This window comes from Deltaproteobacteria bacterium, assembly GCA_035063765.1.
Lineage (GTDB): Bacteria > Myxococcota_A > UBA9160 > UBA9160 > PR03 > CAADGG01.
Genome location: JAPSFT010000008.1, coordinates 55,363 through 71,770, shown reverse-complemented (window position 1 = coordinate 71,770; position 16,408 = coordinate 55,363). Strand labels below are relative to the sequence as shown.

Here is a 16,408-nt window from a genome sequence, read left to right as displayed (position 1 = left end):
ATCTCGTGTCTCGAGTCGTACACATCACGCTGTCGTTCGTCGCGGCCATGCTCCTGCTCGGTGCGAGCTGCAACGAGCCGCCCGCGATCGTGATCCTCTCGCCGGCGCACGGCACCTTCAGCACGGCGCCGACCGTGACCCTCTCCGGCCAGGTCCTCCACCCGAGGGCGGGGCTCGAGGTGCGCGTCAACGGGACCGCCGTGAGCCTCGGCCCCGGCAACACCTGGTCGACGACGCAGCCGCTGGACGCGAACGCCGTCATCAACCCGTTCGTGGCCTCGCTGGTCCAGGTCAGCAACGGCAAGGTGCTGAGCCGGCAACGCATCGTGGTGCACGCCGCCAGCTCGGTGGCCGACGGCTCGTTCTCGAACCAGGGCGTGGCGCTGCGCATCAACGACACGGGCCTCGACCAGCTCGAGCCGATCATCGAGAGCCAGATCGACCTCGATCTGGCCGCCCTGCTGCCCGTGGGCACCGTCATCGTGAACAACGAGTGCTTCCTGGACAGCATCTTCGGCTGCATCGTGCGGGCCTCCGTGACGGTGTCGAGCCCGCCGCCGCCCTCGATCTCGGGCTTCACCTTCGACGCCGACTCCGGGACCAACCAGGTCTTCGGCGACATCGACGTCTACGACATCCAGGTCCAGCTCCAGATCTCGGGCGGCATCAGCTGCGGCCTGCGCATCAACTCGGCGTCGGCGCAGATCACGGGCAACTACGCGCTCCAGCCGGCGGCGGACCCCTCGAACGTCGACGTGAACCTGATCGGGGCGCCCGGCATCTCGCTGGCCGGCTTCAGCCACACCTTCACGAGCGGCGTCTGCGATTGGTTCCTGATCGGCGACATCATCCAGGCGGCGATCGGCGACGTCCGCCCGCGGGTCGAGGGCGGCCTGCTCGAGTTCCTCGACGACGACGACGGGTCGGGCCCGGCCGACTCGCCGCTGGCCGACGCCTTCGAAGTGGCGCTCGCCGACATCTCGATCACCGGGCCGATCGGCCAGGCCCTGGGCGTGAACCTCGAGGCGCCGCTCCACGACGTGCTCGAGGACCCGAGCGGCATCACGCTCGACTCGAACGTGCGGGTGACCTCCTCGATTGGCACCGGCCCCGGCCAGTGCCAGCCGCCGGCGGGCACGCCGGACCTGGCCGCCTCGTACCACGTCGCCGAGAGCTTCCCGACCTTTACGGGGACCACGCCGGTCGGAGGGGTGCCCTACCACCTCGGGATCGCGATCTCGACCTCGGCCTTCAATCAGCTCCTGAAGTCCCAGATCGAGTGCGGGCTCCTCCGCATGGAGATCACCGAGATCGACCTCGGCAACGGCCCGGTGCCGCTCACCGCGGGCACGATGGCGATCCTGATCCCCGAGCTGGGAGGCTTCCCGCCCGAAACCCTGATGCGGGTCACGCTGACGCCGACGCTCGCGCCGTTCCTGACCGGCAACGACGGCCCCGGCGCCGGGCAGATCGGCGAGATCCGGGTCGGCCAGTACTGGATCGACCTGGTCGTCGACAACCAGGACCAGTCGCTGGTGCTGAGCGGCGCGCTCGACTTCCGCGCCGGCCTGACCATGAGCTTCGACGACCTGTCGGGACAGCTCGTGATCGGAATCGGCTCCGTGGCCCCGGCCGACATCACGGTCGCCGTGATCGAGAACACGATCAACACCAACGAGACCACGGTCCAGCTCGCGCTTCCGCACCTGATCGCGTACGTGCTGCCCGAGCTCGGCGAGAGCCTCGGCGCCTTCCCGATCCCGGGGTTCATGGGGCTGTCGCTCCACGGCGTCGAGGTCTCGCGCTCGGGCTCGTTCTACTCGCTGTTCACCGATCTGGAGCCGGCTCCGTAGCAGCGGGAAGCGGGAAGGGGTGCGAAGGGCGCCGGGGCGTTCGCGGCCCGGCGCCCTTCCTGCCTGCGGTGACCGATCAGGGCAGCAGCACGAAGCCGGTCAGCGCCGCGCCCGCGGCGGCCAGCAGCGCGAGCGTCGCGAGCAGGGCGTGCGCGTCGCGCGGGCGGCCGCGGCCGCGCTCGAGGCGGCGGCCGAGGATCCCCGCGGCCACGAAGAGCAGCAGCGCGGCGACACCGATCCACGCGTGCGCGGTGGCGAAGGGCTCGCGCCCCCGCAGCCACGCCATCGACAGCGGCCCGCCGGCGAAGCCGGCCGCCACCATCACGAGGGCGGGCTTGGCGACCGCGAGGTGGCGGCGCAGGTCCTCGGGGCGGCGGCGCACGCGCAGGCGCCGCGCGCGCCGCAGGGCGAGCCCGCTGCGCAGCGCGAGCGCGGCCAGGGTGAGCGCGGCGAGCATCCACGCGGGGTGCGCGTAGGCGAGCCAGCGCGCCAGCCCTCCCTGCGCCGCCGGGTCCGTCACTCGACCTTGTGGACGGCGTCCCGGGGCAGGCGCGCGAGGAGCGAGTCGAGCGCGTGCTGCAGGTAGCGCGAGTCCCGCGACTCGAGGGTCAGCAGGACGCGGAACTCGGGCTCGCCGATCCGGGGGTAGGAGCCGAGCAGCAGCTCGGGGAACTCGGCCAGCAGCGCGTGCAGGTCCGCCGCGATGTCGCTCTCGTGGCGGCGCACGTAGACGCGCCGCAGCACGAAGGGGATGCCCTGGAAGCGCGCGCGGATCGACGTGAACTTGCGGCGCAGGAGCTCCGGGATGCCCGGGAACACGTAGACGTTGTGCACCACCACGACCGGGAACCAGAGGTCCCCGGCGTCGATCAGCACCGCGTCCTGGGGCAGCGCGGCCATCTTGAGCAGGCTCTCGTTGGGGGCGGCGCCCTGGGCACGCGTGAGGCGCTCCACGATCGACTCGTAGATCCGCACCGGCAGCCCGAAGGCCTTCGCAACGCCGTCCATGGTCAGGTCGTCGTGGGTGGGCCCGACGCCGCCCGAGGTGAAGACGAAGTCGTAGGCTTCGCTCTGCGCGCGCACCTCGCGGGCGATCACGTCCACGTCGTCGGGGATCGTGACGATGCGCTCGACGTCGACGCCGAGCGCGCGCAGCTCGCCGCACAGGTAGGGCGAGTTCGCGTCCACGACCTTGCCGGAGAGGATCTCGTTGCCGATGACGACGATGCCGGCGCGGGGCACGGGATCGCAGGGTAGGGAAGCAGCGAAGAGCGCCGCTAGGTAGACTCCGCGCGTGCCGCGCGTGACCTTCCAGCCCTCCGCCCGCTCGATCGAGGTGCCCGCGGGGAGCACGCTCCTCGACGCAGCCCTCGCCGCCGGCCTGCCGATCGCGCGTGCCTGCGGCGCCGACGGCCTGTGCGGGCGCTGCGGGGTCCGGGTCCTGGCTGGGACGGGCTTGGACGGGGAGAGCGCCGCCGAGGCCGCCACGCGCCGCCGCAACCGCCTCGACCCCGACCTGCGCCTCGCCTGCCTTGCGCGCGTGCGGGGCGACGTCGAGGTGGCGGCGGCCTACTGGTAGGCCGTGGGCGGGCCCGGCGCGGACGCCGCGAGCGGAGGCGCGACGAAGCGCGCCGTCGTGCTGGTGGACCACGGCAGCCGCGCGCCCGAGGCCCACGCCGTGCTCGACGAGATGGCCGCGCGGCTGCGCCGCCGGCTGCCCGGGCGGATCGTCGAGGTGGCGCACCTCGAGCTCGCGCCGCCGAGCCTCGCCGACGCCATCGCGCGCTGCGTCGCGGCCGGCGCGCGCGAGGTCGTGGTGCACCCCTACTTCCTGGCGCCCGGCACGCACGCCGGCCGCGACGTCCCGGCGCAGGCAGCCGAGGCGGCGCGACGCCATCCCGGCCTCCGCGTGCGCGTGACGGAGCCGCTCGGCGCGCACGAGGGGATCGTCGACGCGATCGTGGAGCGCATCGATCGCGCCTGAGGGCGGGGTATGATGCGGCTGCGTTCCGCCTGGCGCCGCTGCGGCCGGATGCGGCGCGGTCGGCTGCCGCGCGACCGGAGGGGATCCCATGCGCCGCCCGTTCGTCCTCCTGCTGCTCGCCGCCACGCTCGCCTGCGCGCGCGGGGCGGACCCGGACGCGGCGCTGCGCGAGCGCGTCCGCGAGGCCACGCTCGCGGTCGACGACGCGCGCCTGCGCGAGGCCGGCGGCGACACCGCCGACTGGCTGAGCCACGGCCGCAGCTACGCCGAGCAGCGCATGAGCCCGCTCGCCCTCGTCCACGAGGGCAACGTCGCCACGCTCGGCCTCGCCTGGAGCCTCGAGCTCGGCACCAACCGGGGCGTCGAGGCGACCCCGATCGTCGTGGACGGCGTGCTCTTCACGACCGGGCCCTGGAGCGTCGTCCAGGCCGTGGACGCGCGCAGCGGGCGGCTGCTCTGGCAGCACGACCCGCAGGTGCCGCGCCGCTACGGGCGGATCGCGTGCTGCGACGTCGTGAACCGCGGCGTCGCGCTCTACCGGGGCCGCGTCTTCGTGGGCACGCTCGACGGGCGGCTCGTCGCGCTCGACGCCGCCACGGGCGCAAGGCTCTGGGAGGTCCGCACGGTCGACGCGGACCGGCCCTACACGATCACGGGAGCGCCGCGCGTGGTGGCCGGCAGGGTCGTCGTCGGCAACGGCGGCGCCGAGCTCGGCGTACGCGGCTACGTGTCGGCATACGATCCCGAGACCGGCGCCCTCCTCTGGCGCACCTACACCGTTCCGGGTGATCCCACGCAGCCCTTCGAGTCGCCCGCACTCGAACGCGCCGCGGCCACCTGGCACGGCGAATGGTGGAAGGCCGGCGGCGGCGGCACGGTCTGGGACTCGATGGCCTACGACCCCGAGCTCGATCTCCTCTACGTCGGCACCGGCAACGGCTCGCCCTGGGCGCGGCGCCACCGAAGCCCGGGCGGCGGCGACAATCTCTACCTCTCGTCGATCCTGGCGCTGCGGCCCGCCACCGGCGAGCTGGTCTGGCACTACCAGACGACGCCCGGGGACAACTGGGACTACACCGCGACGCAGCACATGATCCTGGCCGACCTCGAGATCGGGGGACGCCCGCGCAAGGTCCTGATGCAGGCGCCCAAGAACGGCTTCTTCTACGTGCTCGACCGCGCGAGCGGGGAGCTCCTGTCGGCGAAGCCCTACGTGAAGCTGACCTGGGCCCGCGGCGTGGACCCGGAGACGGGGCGCCCGATCGAGGTGCGCGAGGCCGACTACGGCAAGGAGCCGGTCTACATCTGGCCCTCCCCGCTCGGCGGCCACAACTGGCAGCCGATGTCCTTCAACCCGGCGACGGGCCTCGTCTACCTGCCCGTCAACGACCTGCCGGGCGTGCACGCGCTCGACCCGAAGTGGCGGCACCGGAGCGGGTCGTGGAACACGGGGACGGCGCTCGAGGCAAACCTCGGGATCCCCGACGGCTGGAGCGAGATGGTGGAGGGGCGCCTCGTCGCCTGGGATCCCGTGGCGCAGCGTGAGGTCTGGCGGGCGCCGCTCGCGACGGCCTGGAACGGCGGCACGCTCACCACCGCCGGCAACCTGGTCTTCCAGGGCACGTCGGACGGGCGTTTCGTCGCCTATCGCGCCAGCGACGGCGCCGTCCTCTGGGAGGCGCCCGCCGGCACCGGTGTGATCGCCGCACCGGTGACGTACCTGGTCGACGGCGAGCAGTTCGTGACCGTGATGGCCGGCTGGGGTGGTGCGTATCCGCTCGCCTACGGCGAGGCCGCCGCGGCGGCCGGCGTCACGAGCGTCGGGCGCATCCTGACCTTCCGCCTCGGCGGGACCGCCCAGCTTCCGCCGGCGATCCCGCACGCGAGCACGCCGGCCGAGCCGCCCTTCGCGGTGACCGCCAGCGCCGAGGAGCTGCGCGCGGGCGGCATCGCCTTCCACGAGTGGTGCGCGGTCTGCCACGGGCTCAAGGTGGTGGGCGGGGGCGTCGTGCCGGACCTGCGGCAGGCGAGCCCCGAGACCCACGCGCAGTGGAACGACATCGTGCTCGGCGGCACGCGCGCCGCGCGCGGCATGATGTCGTTCGCCGACGTGCTCGACGAGCGCGAGGCGCGGCTGATCCAGCAGTACGTCGTGCAGCGCACGTGGGAGACCCAGCCGAAGGCCGGGGCGAAGCCGTGATCGCGGGCCGGCGTGCCGCGCGCGCGGCGTTCGTCCTCCTGCTCGCGATCGCCGCCGGCTCCGCGCGCGCGCAGGAGCCGGCGGCGTTCCGGCCGCTCGGTGCCCGACCGGACGGCGAGCCCGTGCTGCGCGTCTACGTCGTGCGCCACGCCCAGGCCTGGAAGAACGTCCCGGCGTCGCAGCGCCCGCCCGGCCTCGACGCGGCCGGGCTCGACGCGCTCACCGGGGCTGGCCAGGCACGCGCACGCGCCGTGGGCCTGCGCCTGCGCGGCGCCGGCGCGTCGCGCGTCGTCTGCTCACCGGCGCAGCGCGCCCGCCAGACCGCCCAGGCGATCGCCAGCGTGCTCGGCACCGGCGCGATCGAGCCGAGCGACGCCTTCCAGCCGCTCCAGCACGGCGCGAGCCGGCGCGCCGCCGACTACCGCTGGCGCACCGAGAACTGGCGCGCGGGCCTCGACCCGCGCCCGGAGGGCGGCGAGTCGCTCGCCGACGGCCTCGCGCGCGCGAGCGGCTTCCTGGGTGCGGCGGCGCAGGAGACGCCGGGCGCGACGCTCGTCGTCGTCACGCACGGCGAGATCGCGGCCGCTCTGCTCAGCGAGGCCGCCGGCGTCTCGCCGCTCGCCGGCTACGACCGCAACTTCGTCGGCGAGGGCACGATCAGCGACGTCGCGGTCTACGAAGGTCGCTGGGAGCTGCTGGCGAAGGGGGTGGAGCCGTAGGGGTACCTTCGGCTCGCTGCGCGCGAGCCACGCGCGAGAGGCGCGCGCGGAAGCCGCGGTGGGCGAGGGGCAGCAGGCAGACGCCGAGCAGCACGAGCGTGGCGGCCCAGAAGCGCGGCGTGCCGGGGTCGAGCAGGGTCGAGCCGAAGAACGAGAAGGCGAAGGCGCGCACGGGGGCGGCGAGCGCGACGGCGACCAGGAAGCCCACGACCGGCACCGCCGCGAAGCCCGAGGCCCAGAAGACGGGCGCCATCGGCCCGAGCGGGTGGGCCGTGGCCGCGCCCACGATCAGGGGCCCCGCCGCCTCGGCGTGGCGCTCGAAGGCCGCGACCGCGGCGCCGAAGCGCGCCTGCAGCCACTCGCGCCCGAGCGAGCGGGCAAGGCCGTACTTGAGCGCCGCCGAGAGCAGGATCCCGAAGGCGCCGAGGAGCGTCCCCTCGAGCGCACCGAAGACCACGCCGCCCGCCGGCAGCACGATCGCCGAGGGCAGGAAGAGGAACTGGCGGAAGGTGACGAGGCCGACGAAGAGCGCCGGCCCCTTCCAGCCGAGCGCCGCGACCGCACCCTGGATCGAGCCCGGCTCGAGCTCGATGCCGAGGCTCGCGCGCACGGCGCGGCCGCCGAGCACGAGGGCGGCGACCAGCGCGAGGAACAGGAGGGGGGCGATCCGGCGCACGCCGGGAAGCTAGCCCGGGCCCGGGGGGTCCGCCCCGGCCCCCGCCCGCGCCTCCTTCGCGAGCCGGACCATCTCCGCCCGCAGGTCCTCGGCCGCCGGGCAGGCGCGCGCGAAGGCGATCCAGTGGACCTTCCCGGCGCTGCGCAGGTGGAAGCCCTCCGGGTCGCAGGCGAGCATCGTGACGTCGCCCGCCTCCTCGCCCCGCGCCCGCAGCATCGCCGCCATGGCGTCCCGGTGGTCCTCGTTCATGTGCCCGACGATGCCGGCCTCCCGGAGCTGCCATTCGGGCGTGTCGAGCAGCCACGCGTCGCGGCCGATCCAGCCGATCTCGCCGAAGCCGCCGATCCAGCGCACCCGCACCGGCTCGAGCCACCAGAAGCCGAAGTCGCCGAGCGGCTCGTAGTCGCGCTGCTCGGGGAAGAGCGCGAAGAAGCGCTCGGCGAGCGCCGCGTGCTCGGCCCCCGCCGCCTGGTGGGCCTCGCCGAGCACGCTGGCCCGGGCCACGGCCTGCGGGTCGCCGAGGACGGCCTCGGCGACCGTCAGGCAGGCGTGGGGCTGCGCGGCCAGGTTGCGGGCGTGCTCGGCGAGCCGGCTCAGGTAGAGGAGCGGGCGGCCCTCGCGGGTCAGGACGAAGGGCGCGAACGAGCCGAAGGGGTAGCCGGGCATCGACTGCGAGGTCGTCGAGAGCACCCCGGCCGGCGCCCGCCGCAGGAGCGCGCGCGCACGCCGCGCCGAGGACGCCGGATCGGCCGCCATGCTCAGATCCCCAGGCGCGCCAGCGCGTCGATCACGCGGCCGGCCGCCTCGGCGAGCGCCGGGTGGGACTCCTCGAAGTCCTCCTTCGCCTCGCGCAGCCGGTCGACGAGGCCCTCCGGCTCCTCCGTACGCTCCGCGGCGTCGAGCAGGCGCTGGATGTCCTCCATCACGGCCACCAGGAGCTCGCGCGCGTCGGGCCCGACCTGCGCGCGGCCCTCCGAGACGTCGGACTCGGCGTCGGCGAGCGCGCGGTGGAGCGAGGCGAGCTGGGTCCGGAGCTGCTGCTTCTCCAAGGCGGCTACTCCTTCCCGGCGTCGCCGAAGCGCAGGTCGAGCGCCCGCCAGCGCGCGTAGGTCGAGACCACCCCGCCCAGCGAGAAGAGCACGATCGCGAGCGCGAAGCGGCCGAGCACCGCGGGGTCGCGGAACAGCGCGGGCCCGAACGAACGGCCCTGGACCAGCTCGAGCAGCACGATGATCACGATCCCCATCGGGATCCCGCGCGCGAGGCCGCGCCGGATCGCGTAGGGCCACACGCCGGTGCGGCGGATCCGCTCCCACTCGGCGCGGCGGGGTGCGTCGATCGAGCGCTCGGGCAAGGTCGGCCTCCGTGGAGCGCCCAGCTTACACCTTGCGCGCCGGGTTTCGCGCCTTCGCGGCGCTCGCCCGGATGTAGCGCCTCGTGATCGGCGAGAGGTCGTCGGGGGGCACGCGGCACTCGATCAGGACGAACTCCCGGACCTGATGGGCGGCCGCCAGCGCCTCGCGCAGCTCGGCCCGGGTGCCGGCCCGGAAGCCGACGCCTCCCCAGGCCTGGGCCAGCTCCGCGTACGGCCAGCCCGGGATCGCGAGCAGGTCCCTGCGCGGCGACACCGGGCGGAAGATCTGCCAGCCGCCGTTGTTCACGAGCACCACGACCGGCGAGAGCCCGAGCCGCGGGGCGTGCGAGATCTCCGGGCCGGTCATCTGGAAGGCGCCGTCGCCGGTCAGCACGAGCGGGCGCCGGCCGGTGCCGATCTGGGCCCCCATGGCCGCCGGCACCGCGAAGCCCATCGACGCGTAGTAGCCCTGCGAGAAGTAGAGGCCGTCGCCGCGCAGGCGCAGCTCGAGGCCGCCGAAGAGCGAGTCGCCCGACTCGGCGAAGACGTGGTAGCCGGGGTGCCCGTCGAGGAAGCCGTTCAGCTCGAGCAGCATGTCGTTGACCGAGAGCGGCGCGGACTCGCGGGCGCCCGGCCGCCGCAGGCGGTCGTGATAGGCGATCTTCTCGCGGAAGCGCGGCAGCCGTTCGCGGGCGAGCGCCGCCACGAAGTCCCGGAGCGTCACCTCGGTGTAGGTGTGGAAGGACACGTTCACGCGTCCGTCCACCGCCCACACCGAGCGGTCGCGCCGCACCTGGGGCCGGCTCGCGCCGAGGTTCATGTCGGTGAGCACGGTGCCGAGCGCGAGCACGAGGTCGGCCTCGCGCACGCGCCGCCGGGTGGCCGGCGGGCTGAAGGGCCCCATGTGGATGCCCATGTGCAGCGGGTGGTCCATCGGGAACGCGCCCTTGGCGTCGACGGTGGTGACGACCGGGGCGCGCAGCGTCTCGGCGAGGCGCAGGAAGTCGCGCTCGGCGCCGGCGCGGAAGGTCTCGATCCCGCCGATCAGGACCGGCCGGCGCGCGGCGCGCAGGCGCGCGCGGGTGTCGGCCACCGCCTCCGCCAGCTTGCGCGGGTCCGAGGCCGGCGGCGGGAAGTCCCCGCGCCAGGCGCGGATCGCCTCGGGCACCGGGATCGGCGCGTCCACCAGGTCGCGGTGGATCTCGAGATAGCCGGGCCGGTGCTCGCCCATGATCGCCCGCACCACCGCGTGGATCTCCTCGGCGGCGCGCTCGGGATGGCGCAGGATGCGCGCGTCGCAGGTCACTTCGCGGAACATGCGCCACTGGCCTTCGACGTCCTTCGCCTGGTGGTGGATGCCCGAGAGCTTCTGCTCGGCCTCGCCGGGCCCCCCCGAGACCACCAGCAGCGGCACGCGCTCGGCGTAGGCACCCGCCACCGGGTTCAGCACGTTGTGGCCGCCGGCGCCGTAGGTGACGCAGAGGACGCCGAGCCGGCGCGTGCTGCGCGCGTAGCCGTCGGCGGCGAAGCCCACCGTCGGCTCGTGCGAGAAGGTCACGATGTCGAGCGCGCGCTCGCGGCCGAAGCGGTGGAAGAGCCCGAGCACCAGGTCGCCGGGCAGGCCGAAGAGGTGCGTGACCCCGGCGCGCCGCAGATAGGCGACCAGGAAGTCGCCGAGCGCCATGCGCGGGCGCAGGGTCGAGCGCGGAGCCGGCATCGGCGCCGAAGCTAGCCCGGATCCCGGCCGCTCGGGGCTGCTAGAGTGCGGGCCCCGATGCCTGCGCACCGACCGCTGCGCACGCGCCGCCGTGAGCGCGCCGCCGAGCATGCCTTCGTGGTGCTGGTGGCGATCGCCTGTGGACTCGCGGGCGCCGCGGGCGCGATCGGGCTGCGGGCGCTCGTGCAGGGCTTCTCGGCGCTGCTCTTCGGCGGCGCTACGGACTCGCTCGCGATGCTCTTCGCGCCCGGTGGCACCGGCGAGCCGGAGCTGATGGGCGCGGGCGCGCCGGCCTGGCGGCGGCTCCTCGCGCCCGCCGCCGGGGGCGCGATCGTGGGCCCCCTGCTCTACTGGCTGGCGCGCGAGTCGCGCGGCCACGGGGTGCCGGCGGTGATGGAGGCCGTGGCGCGCCGCGGCGGGGTGATCCGGCCGCGTGTCGTGGCCGTCACCACGCTGGCCTCGGCGCTCACGATCGGCTCGGGCGGCTCGGCGGGCCGCGAGGGCCCGATCGTCCAGATCGGCTCGGCGATCGGCTCCGCGATCGGGCAGCTCCTGCGGCTGCCGGCCCGCCAGGTGCGCACGCTGGTCGGCTGCGGCGCGGCCGCGGGCATCGCGGCCACCTTCAACGCCCCGATCGCCGGCGCGCTCTTCGCCGCCGAGGTCATCCTGCTCGACTTCGCGACCGCGCGCCTCACCCCGATCGTGATCTCCTCGGTCGTGGCGACGATCGTCTCGCGCGCGGTGCTCGGCGACAACCCCTCGTTCGTGGCGCCGAGCTGGGAGCTGGTGAGCCCCTGGGAGCTCCTGGCCTACGGCGCGCTCGGGATCGGCGCCGGCTTCGTCGGCGTGGGCTTCAGCTCGGCGCTCTACACGGCCGAGCGTCTCTTCGGGCGCCTCCCGCTCCCCGACCCGCTGAAGCCGGCGCTCGGGGGCCTCCTGGTGGGCGCGATCGGCGCGCAGCTCCCGCACGTCTTCGGGAGCGGCTACGGCACGATCAACGCCGCCCTGGCCGGCCAGCTCGGGGCCGGCATGCTGGCGCTGCTGCTCGCCGCGAAGCTCGCCGCCACCACGATCACGCTCGGCTCGGGCGCCACCGGCGGCGTCTTCGCCCCGGCGCTCTTCCTGGGCGCGATGGCCGGCGGCGCCTTCGGCGGCGTGCTGCACCTGGCCTTCCCCGCCACCAGCGCCTCCTCCGGCGCCTACGCCCTGGTCGGGATGGGAGCCGTCCTCTCGGCCACCAACCACGCGCCGATCACCGCGATCATCATGATCTTCGAGCTGACCCGCTCGATCGCGATCATCCCGCCGCTCATGATCTCGTGCGTGATCGCGACCCTGGTGGCCTCGACGCTGCGGCGCGAGTCGATCTACACCCGCCCGCTCGTCGAGCGGGGCCTCGACCTCCTCGCCGAGAAGGACCCGAACGTGCTGCGCTCGCTGCGGGTCCGCGACCTCGTGGACCGCGACGTCGAGCGGGTGCCCGCCGACGCCCCCTTCCAGGAGGTGCTCGACCTGGTGGTGCGGAGCCCCCACTCGGAGTTCTTCGTGGTCGACGCGGAGGGCGCCCTGTGCGGGGCCGTCTCGGTGGCGCAGCTCCGCCGCCTGCTCTTCGAGGAGGAGGCGCTCCGGCACGTCGTCGTGGCCGCCGACCTGATCGAGGCCGGCCGCGCGAGCGTGCGCGAGAGCGACGACCTCGACGGCGCGCTCCAGCTCCTCTCCTCGCAGCGGGTGTCCGCGCTGCCGGTCGTGGCCGAGGACGACCCGCGCCGGCTGATCGGCGCCCTCCACGAGCGCGACGTGCTCGAGGCCTACCACCGCGAGATGCTCGAGCGCGACCTCGCCGGCGGCCTCTCGACCCGCGTCGGGCTCGCCGACCGCGGCGGCGCGCTCGACCTCGGCAGCGGCTTCGTGCTCGCGGAGCTCGAGGCGCCACGCGCCTTCGCCGGCCGCAGCCTGCGCGAGATCGACCTGCGCGCGCGCCACGGCGTGCAGGTGCTCCTGCTGCGGCGTCCGGCCGACGACAGCATGCGCGTGCCCACGCCCGACGAGCGCGTGGCGCTCGGCGACGTGCTCGTGGTCGCGGGCCCGGGCGAGGCCGTGAAGCGCCTGGCCGGCGCCGAGTGGCGCCACGGCTGAGCGGCGTCAGAGCACCTGGTCGATCACGATCGCGATGCCGCTCGCACCCGGCTCGTAGGTCCCGGCGGCGACGCCCTGGAGATCGCCGGGCAGGCGCGTCGTCGCGTTGCCGTCGGCGTCGAGGCGGGCGGAGAGGGTGAGCGGGCCGGCAAAGGGCATCTGGTCGATCATGCGATCGTCGGGGCCGAGCGAGAACGCGAGGGGCAGCTCGGGATCCGGGATGCGCTGGACCGCCAGGGGCGGCCCGCTCTCGCCGCGGCGCGCGATCAGGAACAGGATCGCCCCGGCGGGCACCCGGCCGGCCAGGTCCGGCGCCAGCGAGATCGTGCCGCGGAGCGGCTCGGCGGCGGCCGTGACCGGCGGCGCGCCCCGCTCCGGAGGAGCCGCGGCGGGTGCCTGCGCCGCCGCCTCGCGCTCCGCCGAGCGCTCGGCGCCTTCGGGGAAGATCCGGCTCAGGTCGGGCGGCTCGACGCCCTCGCCCGGCACGTAGGGCTCGACGGCGCGATCGCAGGCGCCGAGCGCCAGCGCGGCGGCGAGCAGGGGGGCCAGGCGCTGGGTCGTCGGCATGGCCGGCCGACGGTAGCGCAGGGCGCGCGGCGCTCCCGGCCCGCGCGCTGCGCTCCCGGCCCGCGCGCGGCGCTCCGCTCCTAGCCCTCGCGCTGGCGCGGCTCGAGCGGCCCGTCGGCCCACTGCATGCGCGAGTAGTCGAAGTCGCCGCGCGCGAGCGGGTTGAACTTCACGACGTCGAAGTAGGGCGAGAGGTCGAAGTCGCGCGGGGTCACGAGCGTCGGGTGGCGCATCCGGAAGAGCCCCGTGTACTCGCGGCTCGGGTGCCCGAAGGCGCGCCGCAGGAGCGCTCGCCCGAACGGCTCGGGTGCGCGCGCGCCGGGCCGCGGCGGCCGCGCGGGAGGCTCCGGCGACGGCGGCGCTGCCTCGGCCGGCAGCGCGACCACCTGGGTCGGGAGGATCGGGAAGCGGACGTGGTAGAAGAGCCGCGCGAGCAGGCTCGAGCAGATCACCTCGGTGGGCTGGCCGCTCCCGAAGTGGAGCGCCTGGAGGCGCCAGCGGTCCGGGATGATCCGGACCGGGATCAGGTAGCGCGCGAGGTCGAGGACGTTCTGCAGGTCGTAGCGCCAGCCGATCGCCGCCACCGCCTCGTCGAGCAGGCGCTCGACGTCGGCCGGGCGCAGGCCGTGCGGGCGGCAGATCCGGAGGTTCAGGTCCACGTACCGGGCGAGCGGCGTCGCCTCGACGCCGCGCGGCAGCGCCTCGACCAGCAGGTGCCCCGCCTCGGCCCCGAAGCGCGCCCGCGCGCGCGCCGCCTGCTCCCCGCCCCGGCGCAGCAGCTCGTCGCCGATGTAGAGCGCCGAGTGCGACCAGGGGCTCTGGGTCAGGTAGCGGATGATCGCGGAGACGCGCTGATCGCCCTCGACGAGCAGCACGTCGCCCTTGCGCACGTGGGCCTTCAGGGCGGCGACGTCGTTCCGGACCCGCTGCTCGTAGTGGTCGAGCGGCCGGGTCAGGTAGTCGATGATCCACTCGACCAGCCAGCGGCGCACCCGGGCGCGGATCGACTCCGACTCGGCCATGCTGGTCCTCCGGCCTCCGATTGCCGAAGATCGCGCGCCATGACGACCCCCGCCCGCGCTCGCTCCCGCGTCCTCGCCGGCGCCCTGCTCTGGGTGGCGATCGGGGGCTGGTTCGGTGCGCTCCTGCTCTTTGCAGCGGTCGTGGCGCCGACGGCCTTCTCGATGCTCCCGGACCCGCGCCTCACGGCCCACATGGTGGGCCGCGTGCTGGCCTCGCTCCAGCTCGCCGGGATGGGGCTCGGCGTCCTGCTGGCGGCCCTCGGGGGCGGGCTGGGGCGCGGCCGCCTCGCCGTCGCGCTGCCGCTGGTGCTGGCAGCGATGTGCGCCGCCAACCACTTCGGGGTGGCGCCCGCCGTGGCCGCCATCGACCTCACGGACCCGGCCGCCGGCGCCGGTGCGGGAGCCCGCTTCGCCCGCCTCCACCAGCTCTCGATGGGCCTGTTCCTGGCGACGACCGCCGGCGTCCTCCTGCTCGGCATCCTCCACGCCGTGCGCGAGCTCGGTGAAGAAGGGCGAAAAAAGGCGAGAATTCCGTAGCCGCCCGTCCGGGCGTCCGGTACATTGCGGCGGTTCCTGAACAGAATTCCAAGCGAAGCCGCGGAGTTGCGCGGCAGACGAGAGCACACGACAGAGCGATGGACGTCAAGATCAAGGCCAATCTCCAGTTCACGATCTCGGGCCCGGCGCTCGAGGACGCGCTGGCCGAGTACGACGAGCTCACCGTCGAGGGCCTCCTCCGCGAGATCCTCGACAAGGCGATCGCCTGCGACGCCATCCGGGTGCAGATCCTCGAGGGACCCAACACGCTCGAGGACTACGACAAGCAGGCCGAGGCCAGCCCCGAGCGCTAGCGAGCTAGAAGAGCGCGAGCTGCTGCGGCGCGGCGGGCCGCTCGGGCGTCCGCAGGGCGACACCGGGCAGGGGTTCCAGCCCGGCCGCGCGTGCGGGAGCCGGCCGGCGCACGGACCTGCGCTCCGGCGCTTCTCCGGGTGCCCGCTCGCGCTCGTGATCGGGCGCGCGATCGGGCCCCGGCCGGTAGACCCCCGTGCGCCGCGCGTGCTCGAGGATGCGCCGGTAGAGCGCCTGGAAGCGCCGGCCGTGGTTGAAGTGGCGCAGGTGCGCGAGCTCGTGGCAGAGCGTGTCCACGAGGCTCGAGTACTTGAGCGGCCGGCCGCTGCGCGCGTGATGGAGGCGGATCCGGATCGTGCCGTCGGCGTAGCAGACACCGAGCCGGCGCCGCACGTGCGGCCGCTCCGGCTCGATCGCCCGGTAGCGGAGCCCGAACACGCGCGCGATCGCGCTGGCGTCCTGCTCGAGGCGCGCGATCAGCCCGACCGCGGACTCCGTGGCCGTCCCCCCTCGCGCGCGAGTCTCTCCTCGGAGCCGCTTCGCGTCAAGCACCGCGGCGCTACCCTGCGCCGGTGTCCGCCGCGTCCGAGGAGATCCCGCTCTTCCCGCTGCCGGGGGTCGTGCTCTTCCCCCGCGCGCGCGTCCCGCTCCACGTCTTCGAGCCGCGCTACCGGCAGATGACGGCGCACGCGCTGGCCGGCTCGCGCCGCATCGGGATGGTGGCGGTACGGCCCGAGCGCGCGGAATCGACGAGCGGGGATCCGCCCGTCTTCGCGATCGGCTGCGCGGGCGTCGTCGAGGAGGCGGTGCGCCGCGACGACGGGCGCTACGACGTCGTCCTGCGTGGCACCGAGCGCTTCCGCATCCTCGAGGAGACGCCCCGGGAGGGCGAGCGGCTCTATCGCGTGGCACGCATCGAGCCGCTCGAGGATCCCTTCGACGAGGCGCGCGAAGGGCTCGCGCTCCAAGGGCTGCGCGCGGACGCGATCGACCTGCTCTCGCAGCTCCTCCGGCTCGCGGGCCCACCCGGTCCGCGGCCGCTCGACCCGCGCCGCTTCTCCGGCATCGACGACGCGAGCTTCGTGAACGTGCTCTGCCAGCTCCTCGACCTGGCGCTCCCCGAGAAGCAGGGACTGCTCGAGACGACGGGGATCCTCGCGCGCTGCGAGGCGCTCGTGACGCTGCTCCGCTTCCGCGTGGCCGAGCAGGACGGCGGAATTCGCACGGCCCCCCGCACGTTGCACTGAGATCGAGAACTTTGTAGGAATCGTCAGGGATCTCGCGAAATAGTGAGATCGCAGAATCCGGTGACCGGCGGGACCGGGCCCGGC

Annotated in this window: 19 protein-coding genes; 9 read left to right on the top strand and 10 right to left on the bottom strand. The window is 74.7% G+C overall.

The features are described from left to right. Positions 1–5 precede the first annotated feature (5 nt). Positions 6–1,853 carry a hypothetical protein gene (locus OZ948_07990; GenBank protein MEB2344664.1) on the top strand — a complete coding sequence of 616 codons (1,848 nt, stop codon included), beginning with the start codon at positions 6–8 and terminating at the stop codon, positions 1,851–1,853. 76 nt (positions 1,854–1,929) lie between these two features. Here OZ948_07990 and OZ948_07985 read toward each other — a convergent pair whose 3' ends face one another. Both OZ948_07985 and OZ948_07980 read right to left on the bottom strand, forming a co-directional pair. Then, on the bottom strand, positions 1,930–2,373 hold the full coding sequence (locus OZ948_07985; GenBank protein MEB2344663.1) for a DUF4079 family protein: 444 nt from the start codon (positions 2,371–2,373) through the stop codon (positions 1,930–1,932). Continuing rightward, the gene (locus OZ948_07980) at positions 2,370–3,095 is read right to left on the bottom strand and encodes a molybdopterin-binding protein (GenBank protein MEB2344662.1); all 726 of its coding nucleotides are present in this window, start codon (positions 3,093–3,095) and stop codon (positions 2,370–2,372) included. Before OZ948_07980 ends, OZ948_07985 begins: the two co-directional genes overlap by 4 nt. A 52-nt stretch (positions 3,096–3,147) precedes the next feature. Here OZ948_07980 and OZ948_07975 point away from each other — a divergent pair, with 52 nt between their 5' ends. From OZ948_07975 to OZ948_07960, 4 genes are all read left to right on the top strand, one after another. Beyond that, positions 3,148–3,432, top strand: a complete 285-nt coding sequence (locus OZ948_07975; protein ID MEB2344661.1) for a 2Fe-2S iron-sulfur cluster-binding protein — start codon at positions 3,148–3,150, stop codon at positions 3,430–3,432. Between the two features lie 3 nt (positions 3,433–3,435). Continuing rightward, the gene (locus tag OZ948_07970; protein ID MEB2344660.1) at positions 3,436–3,837 is read left to right on the top strand and encodes a cobalamin biosynthesis protein CbiX; all 402 of its coding nucleotides are present in this window, start codon (positions 3,436–3,438) and stop codon (positions 3,835–3,837) included. A gap of 88 nt (positions 3,838–3,925) precedes the next feature. Continuing rightward, complete coding sequence (locus tag OZ948_07965; GenBank protein ID MEB2344659.1) at positions 3,926–6,037, top strand: PQQ-dependent dehydrogenase, methanol/ethanol family; 2,112 nt, start codon at positions 3,926–3,928, stop codon at positions 6,035–6,037. Next, on the top strand, positions 6,034–6,756 hold the full coding sequence (locus tag OZ948_07960; protein MEB2344658.1) for a histidine phosphatase family protein: 723 nt from the start codon (positions 6,034–6,036) through the stop codon (positions 6,754–6,756). Before OZ948_07965 ends, OZ948_07960 begins: the two co-directional genes overlap by 4 nt. On the opposite strand, the gene OZ948_07955 is transcribed toward OZ948_07960, so the two are convergent. Genes OZ948_07955 through OZ948_07935 form a run of 5 tightly spaced genes read right to left on the bottom strand, consistent with a single transcriptional unit; the run spans position 6,695 to position 10,503 of the window. After that, positions 6,695–7,432, bottom strand: a complete 738-nt coding sequence (locus OZ948_07955) for a VTT domain-containing protein (GenBank protein MEB2344657.1) — start codon at positions 7,430–7,432, stop codon at positions 6,695–6,697. The genes OZ948_07960 and OZ948_07955 overlap by 62 nt on opposite strands. A gap of 9 nt (positions 7,433–7,441) precedes the next feature. Beyond that, complete coding sequence (locus OZ948_07950; protein ID MEB2344656.1) at positions 7,442–8,188, bottom strand: DUF2470 domain-containing protein; 747 nt, start codon at positions 8,186–8,188, stop codon at positions 7,442–7,444. Between the two features lie 2 nt (positions 8,189–8,190). Next, positions 8,191–8,481, bottom strand: a complete 291-nt coding sequence (locus OZ948_07945; protein MEB2344655.1) for a DUF4404 family protein — start codon at positions 8,479–8,481, stop codon at positions 8,191–8,193. 5 nt (positions 8,482–8,486) lie between these two features. Beyond that, positions 8,487–8,786: a hypothetical protein gene (locus OZ948_07940; GenBank protein MEB2344654.1), complete on the bottom strand. Its 300-nt coding sequence runs from the start codon at positions 8,784–8,786 to the stop codon at positions 8,487–8,489. Positions 8,787–8,811: 25 nt separating this feature from the next. Next, positions 8,812–10,503, bottom strand: coding sequence for a thiamine pyrophosphate-binding protein (locus tag OZ948_07935; GenBank protein MEB2344653.1), 1,692 nt, complete (start codon positions 10,501–10,503; stop codon positions 8,812–8,814). Between the two features lie 57 nt (positions 10,504–10,560). Between OZ948_07935 and OZ948_07930 the strand changes: the two genes are divergently transcribed. Continuing rightward, on the top strand, positions 10,561–12,639 hold the full coding sequence (locus OZ948_07930; GenBank protein ID MEB2344652.1) for a chloride channel protein: 2,079 nt from the start codon (positions 10,561–10,563) through the stop codon (positions 12,637–12,639). 6 nt (positions 12,640–12,645) lie between these two features. Here the strand turns inward: OZ948_07930 and OZ948_07925 are convergent, their stop codons facing one another. Next, a complete protein-coding gene (locus OZ948_07925; GenBank protein MEB2344651.1) occupies positions 12,646–13,206 on the bottom strand; it encodes a hypothetical protein in 561 nt (186 codons plus the stop codon). 80 nt (positions 13,207–13,286) lie between these two features. Beyond that, a complete protein-coding gene (locus tag OZ948_07920; protein MEB2344650.1) occupies positions 13,287–14,228 on the bottom strand; it encodes a YiiX/YebB-like N1pC/P60 family cysteine hydrolase in 942 nt (313 codons plus the stop codon). A gap of 39 nt (positions 14,229–14,267) precedes the next feature. Here OZ948_07920 and OZ948_07915 point away from each other — a divergent pair, with 39 nt between their 5' ends. Both OZ948_07915 and OZ948_07910 read left to right on the top strand, forming a co-directional pair. Then, entirely contained in the window at positions 14,268–14,765 is a 498-nt protein-coding gene (locus OZ948_07915; GenBank protein ID MEB2344649.1) for a DUF4149 domain-containing protein, read from the top strand. Positions 14,766–14,863: 98 nt separating this feature from the next. Next, positions 14,864–15,079, top strand: coding sequence for a hypothetical protein (locus tag OZ948_07910; protein MEB2344648.1), 216 nt, complete (start codon positions 14,864–14,866; stop codon positions 15,077–15,079). 4 nt (positions 15,080–15,083) lie between these two features. Here the strand turns inward: OZ948_07910 and OZ948_07905 are convergent, their stop codons facing one another. Further along, positions 15,084–15,629 carry a DUF45 domain-containing protein gene (locus OZ948_07905; GenBank protein ID MEB2344647.1) on the bottom strand — a complete coding sequence of 182 codons (546 nt, stop codon included), beginning with the start codon at positions 15,627–15,629 and terminating at the stop codon, positions 15,084–15,086. Positions 15,630–15,649: 20 nt separating this feature from the next. On the opposite strand from OZ948_07905, the gene OZ948_07900 reads away from it, so the two are divergent. Beyond that, the gene (locus tag OZ948_07900) at positions 15,650–16,324 is read left to right on the top strand and encodes an LON peptidase substrate-binding domain-containing protein (protein ID MEB2344646.1); all 675 of its coding nucleotides are present in this window, start codon (positions 15,650–15,652) and stop codon (positions 16,322–16,324) included. Positions 16,325–16,408 lie beyond the last annotated feature (84 nt).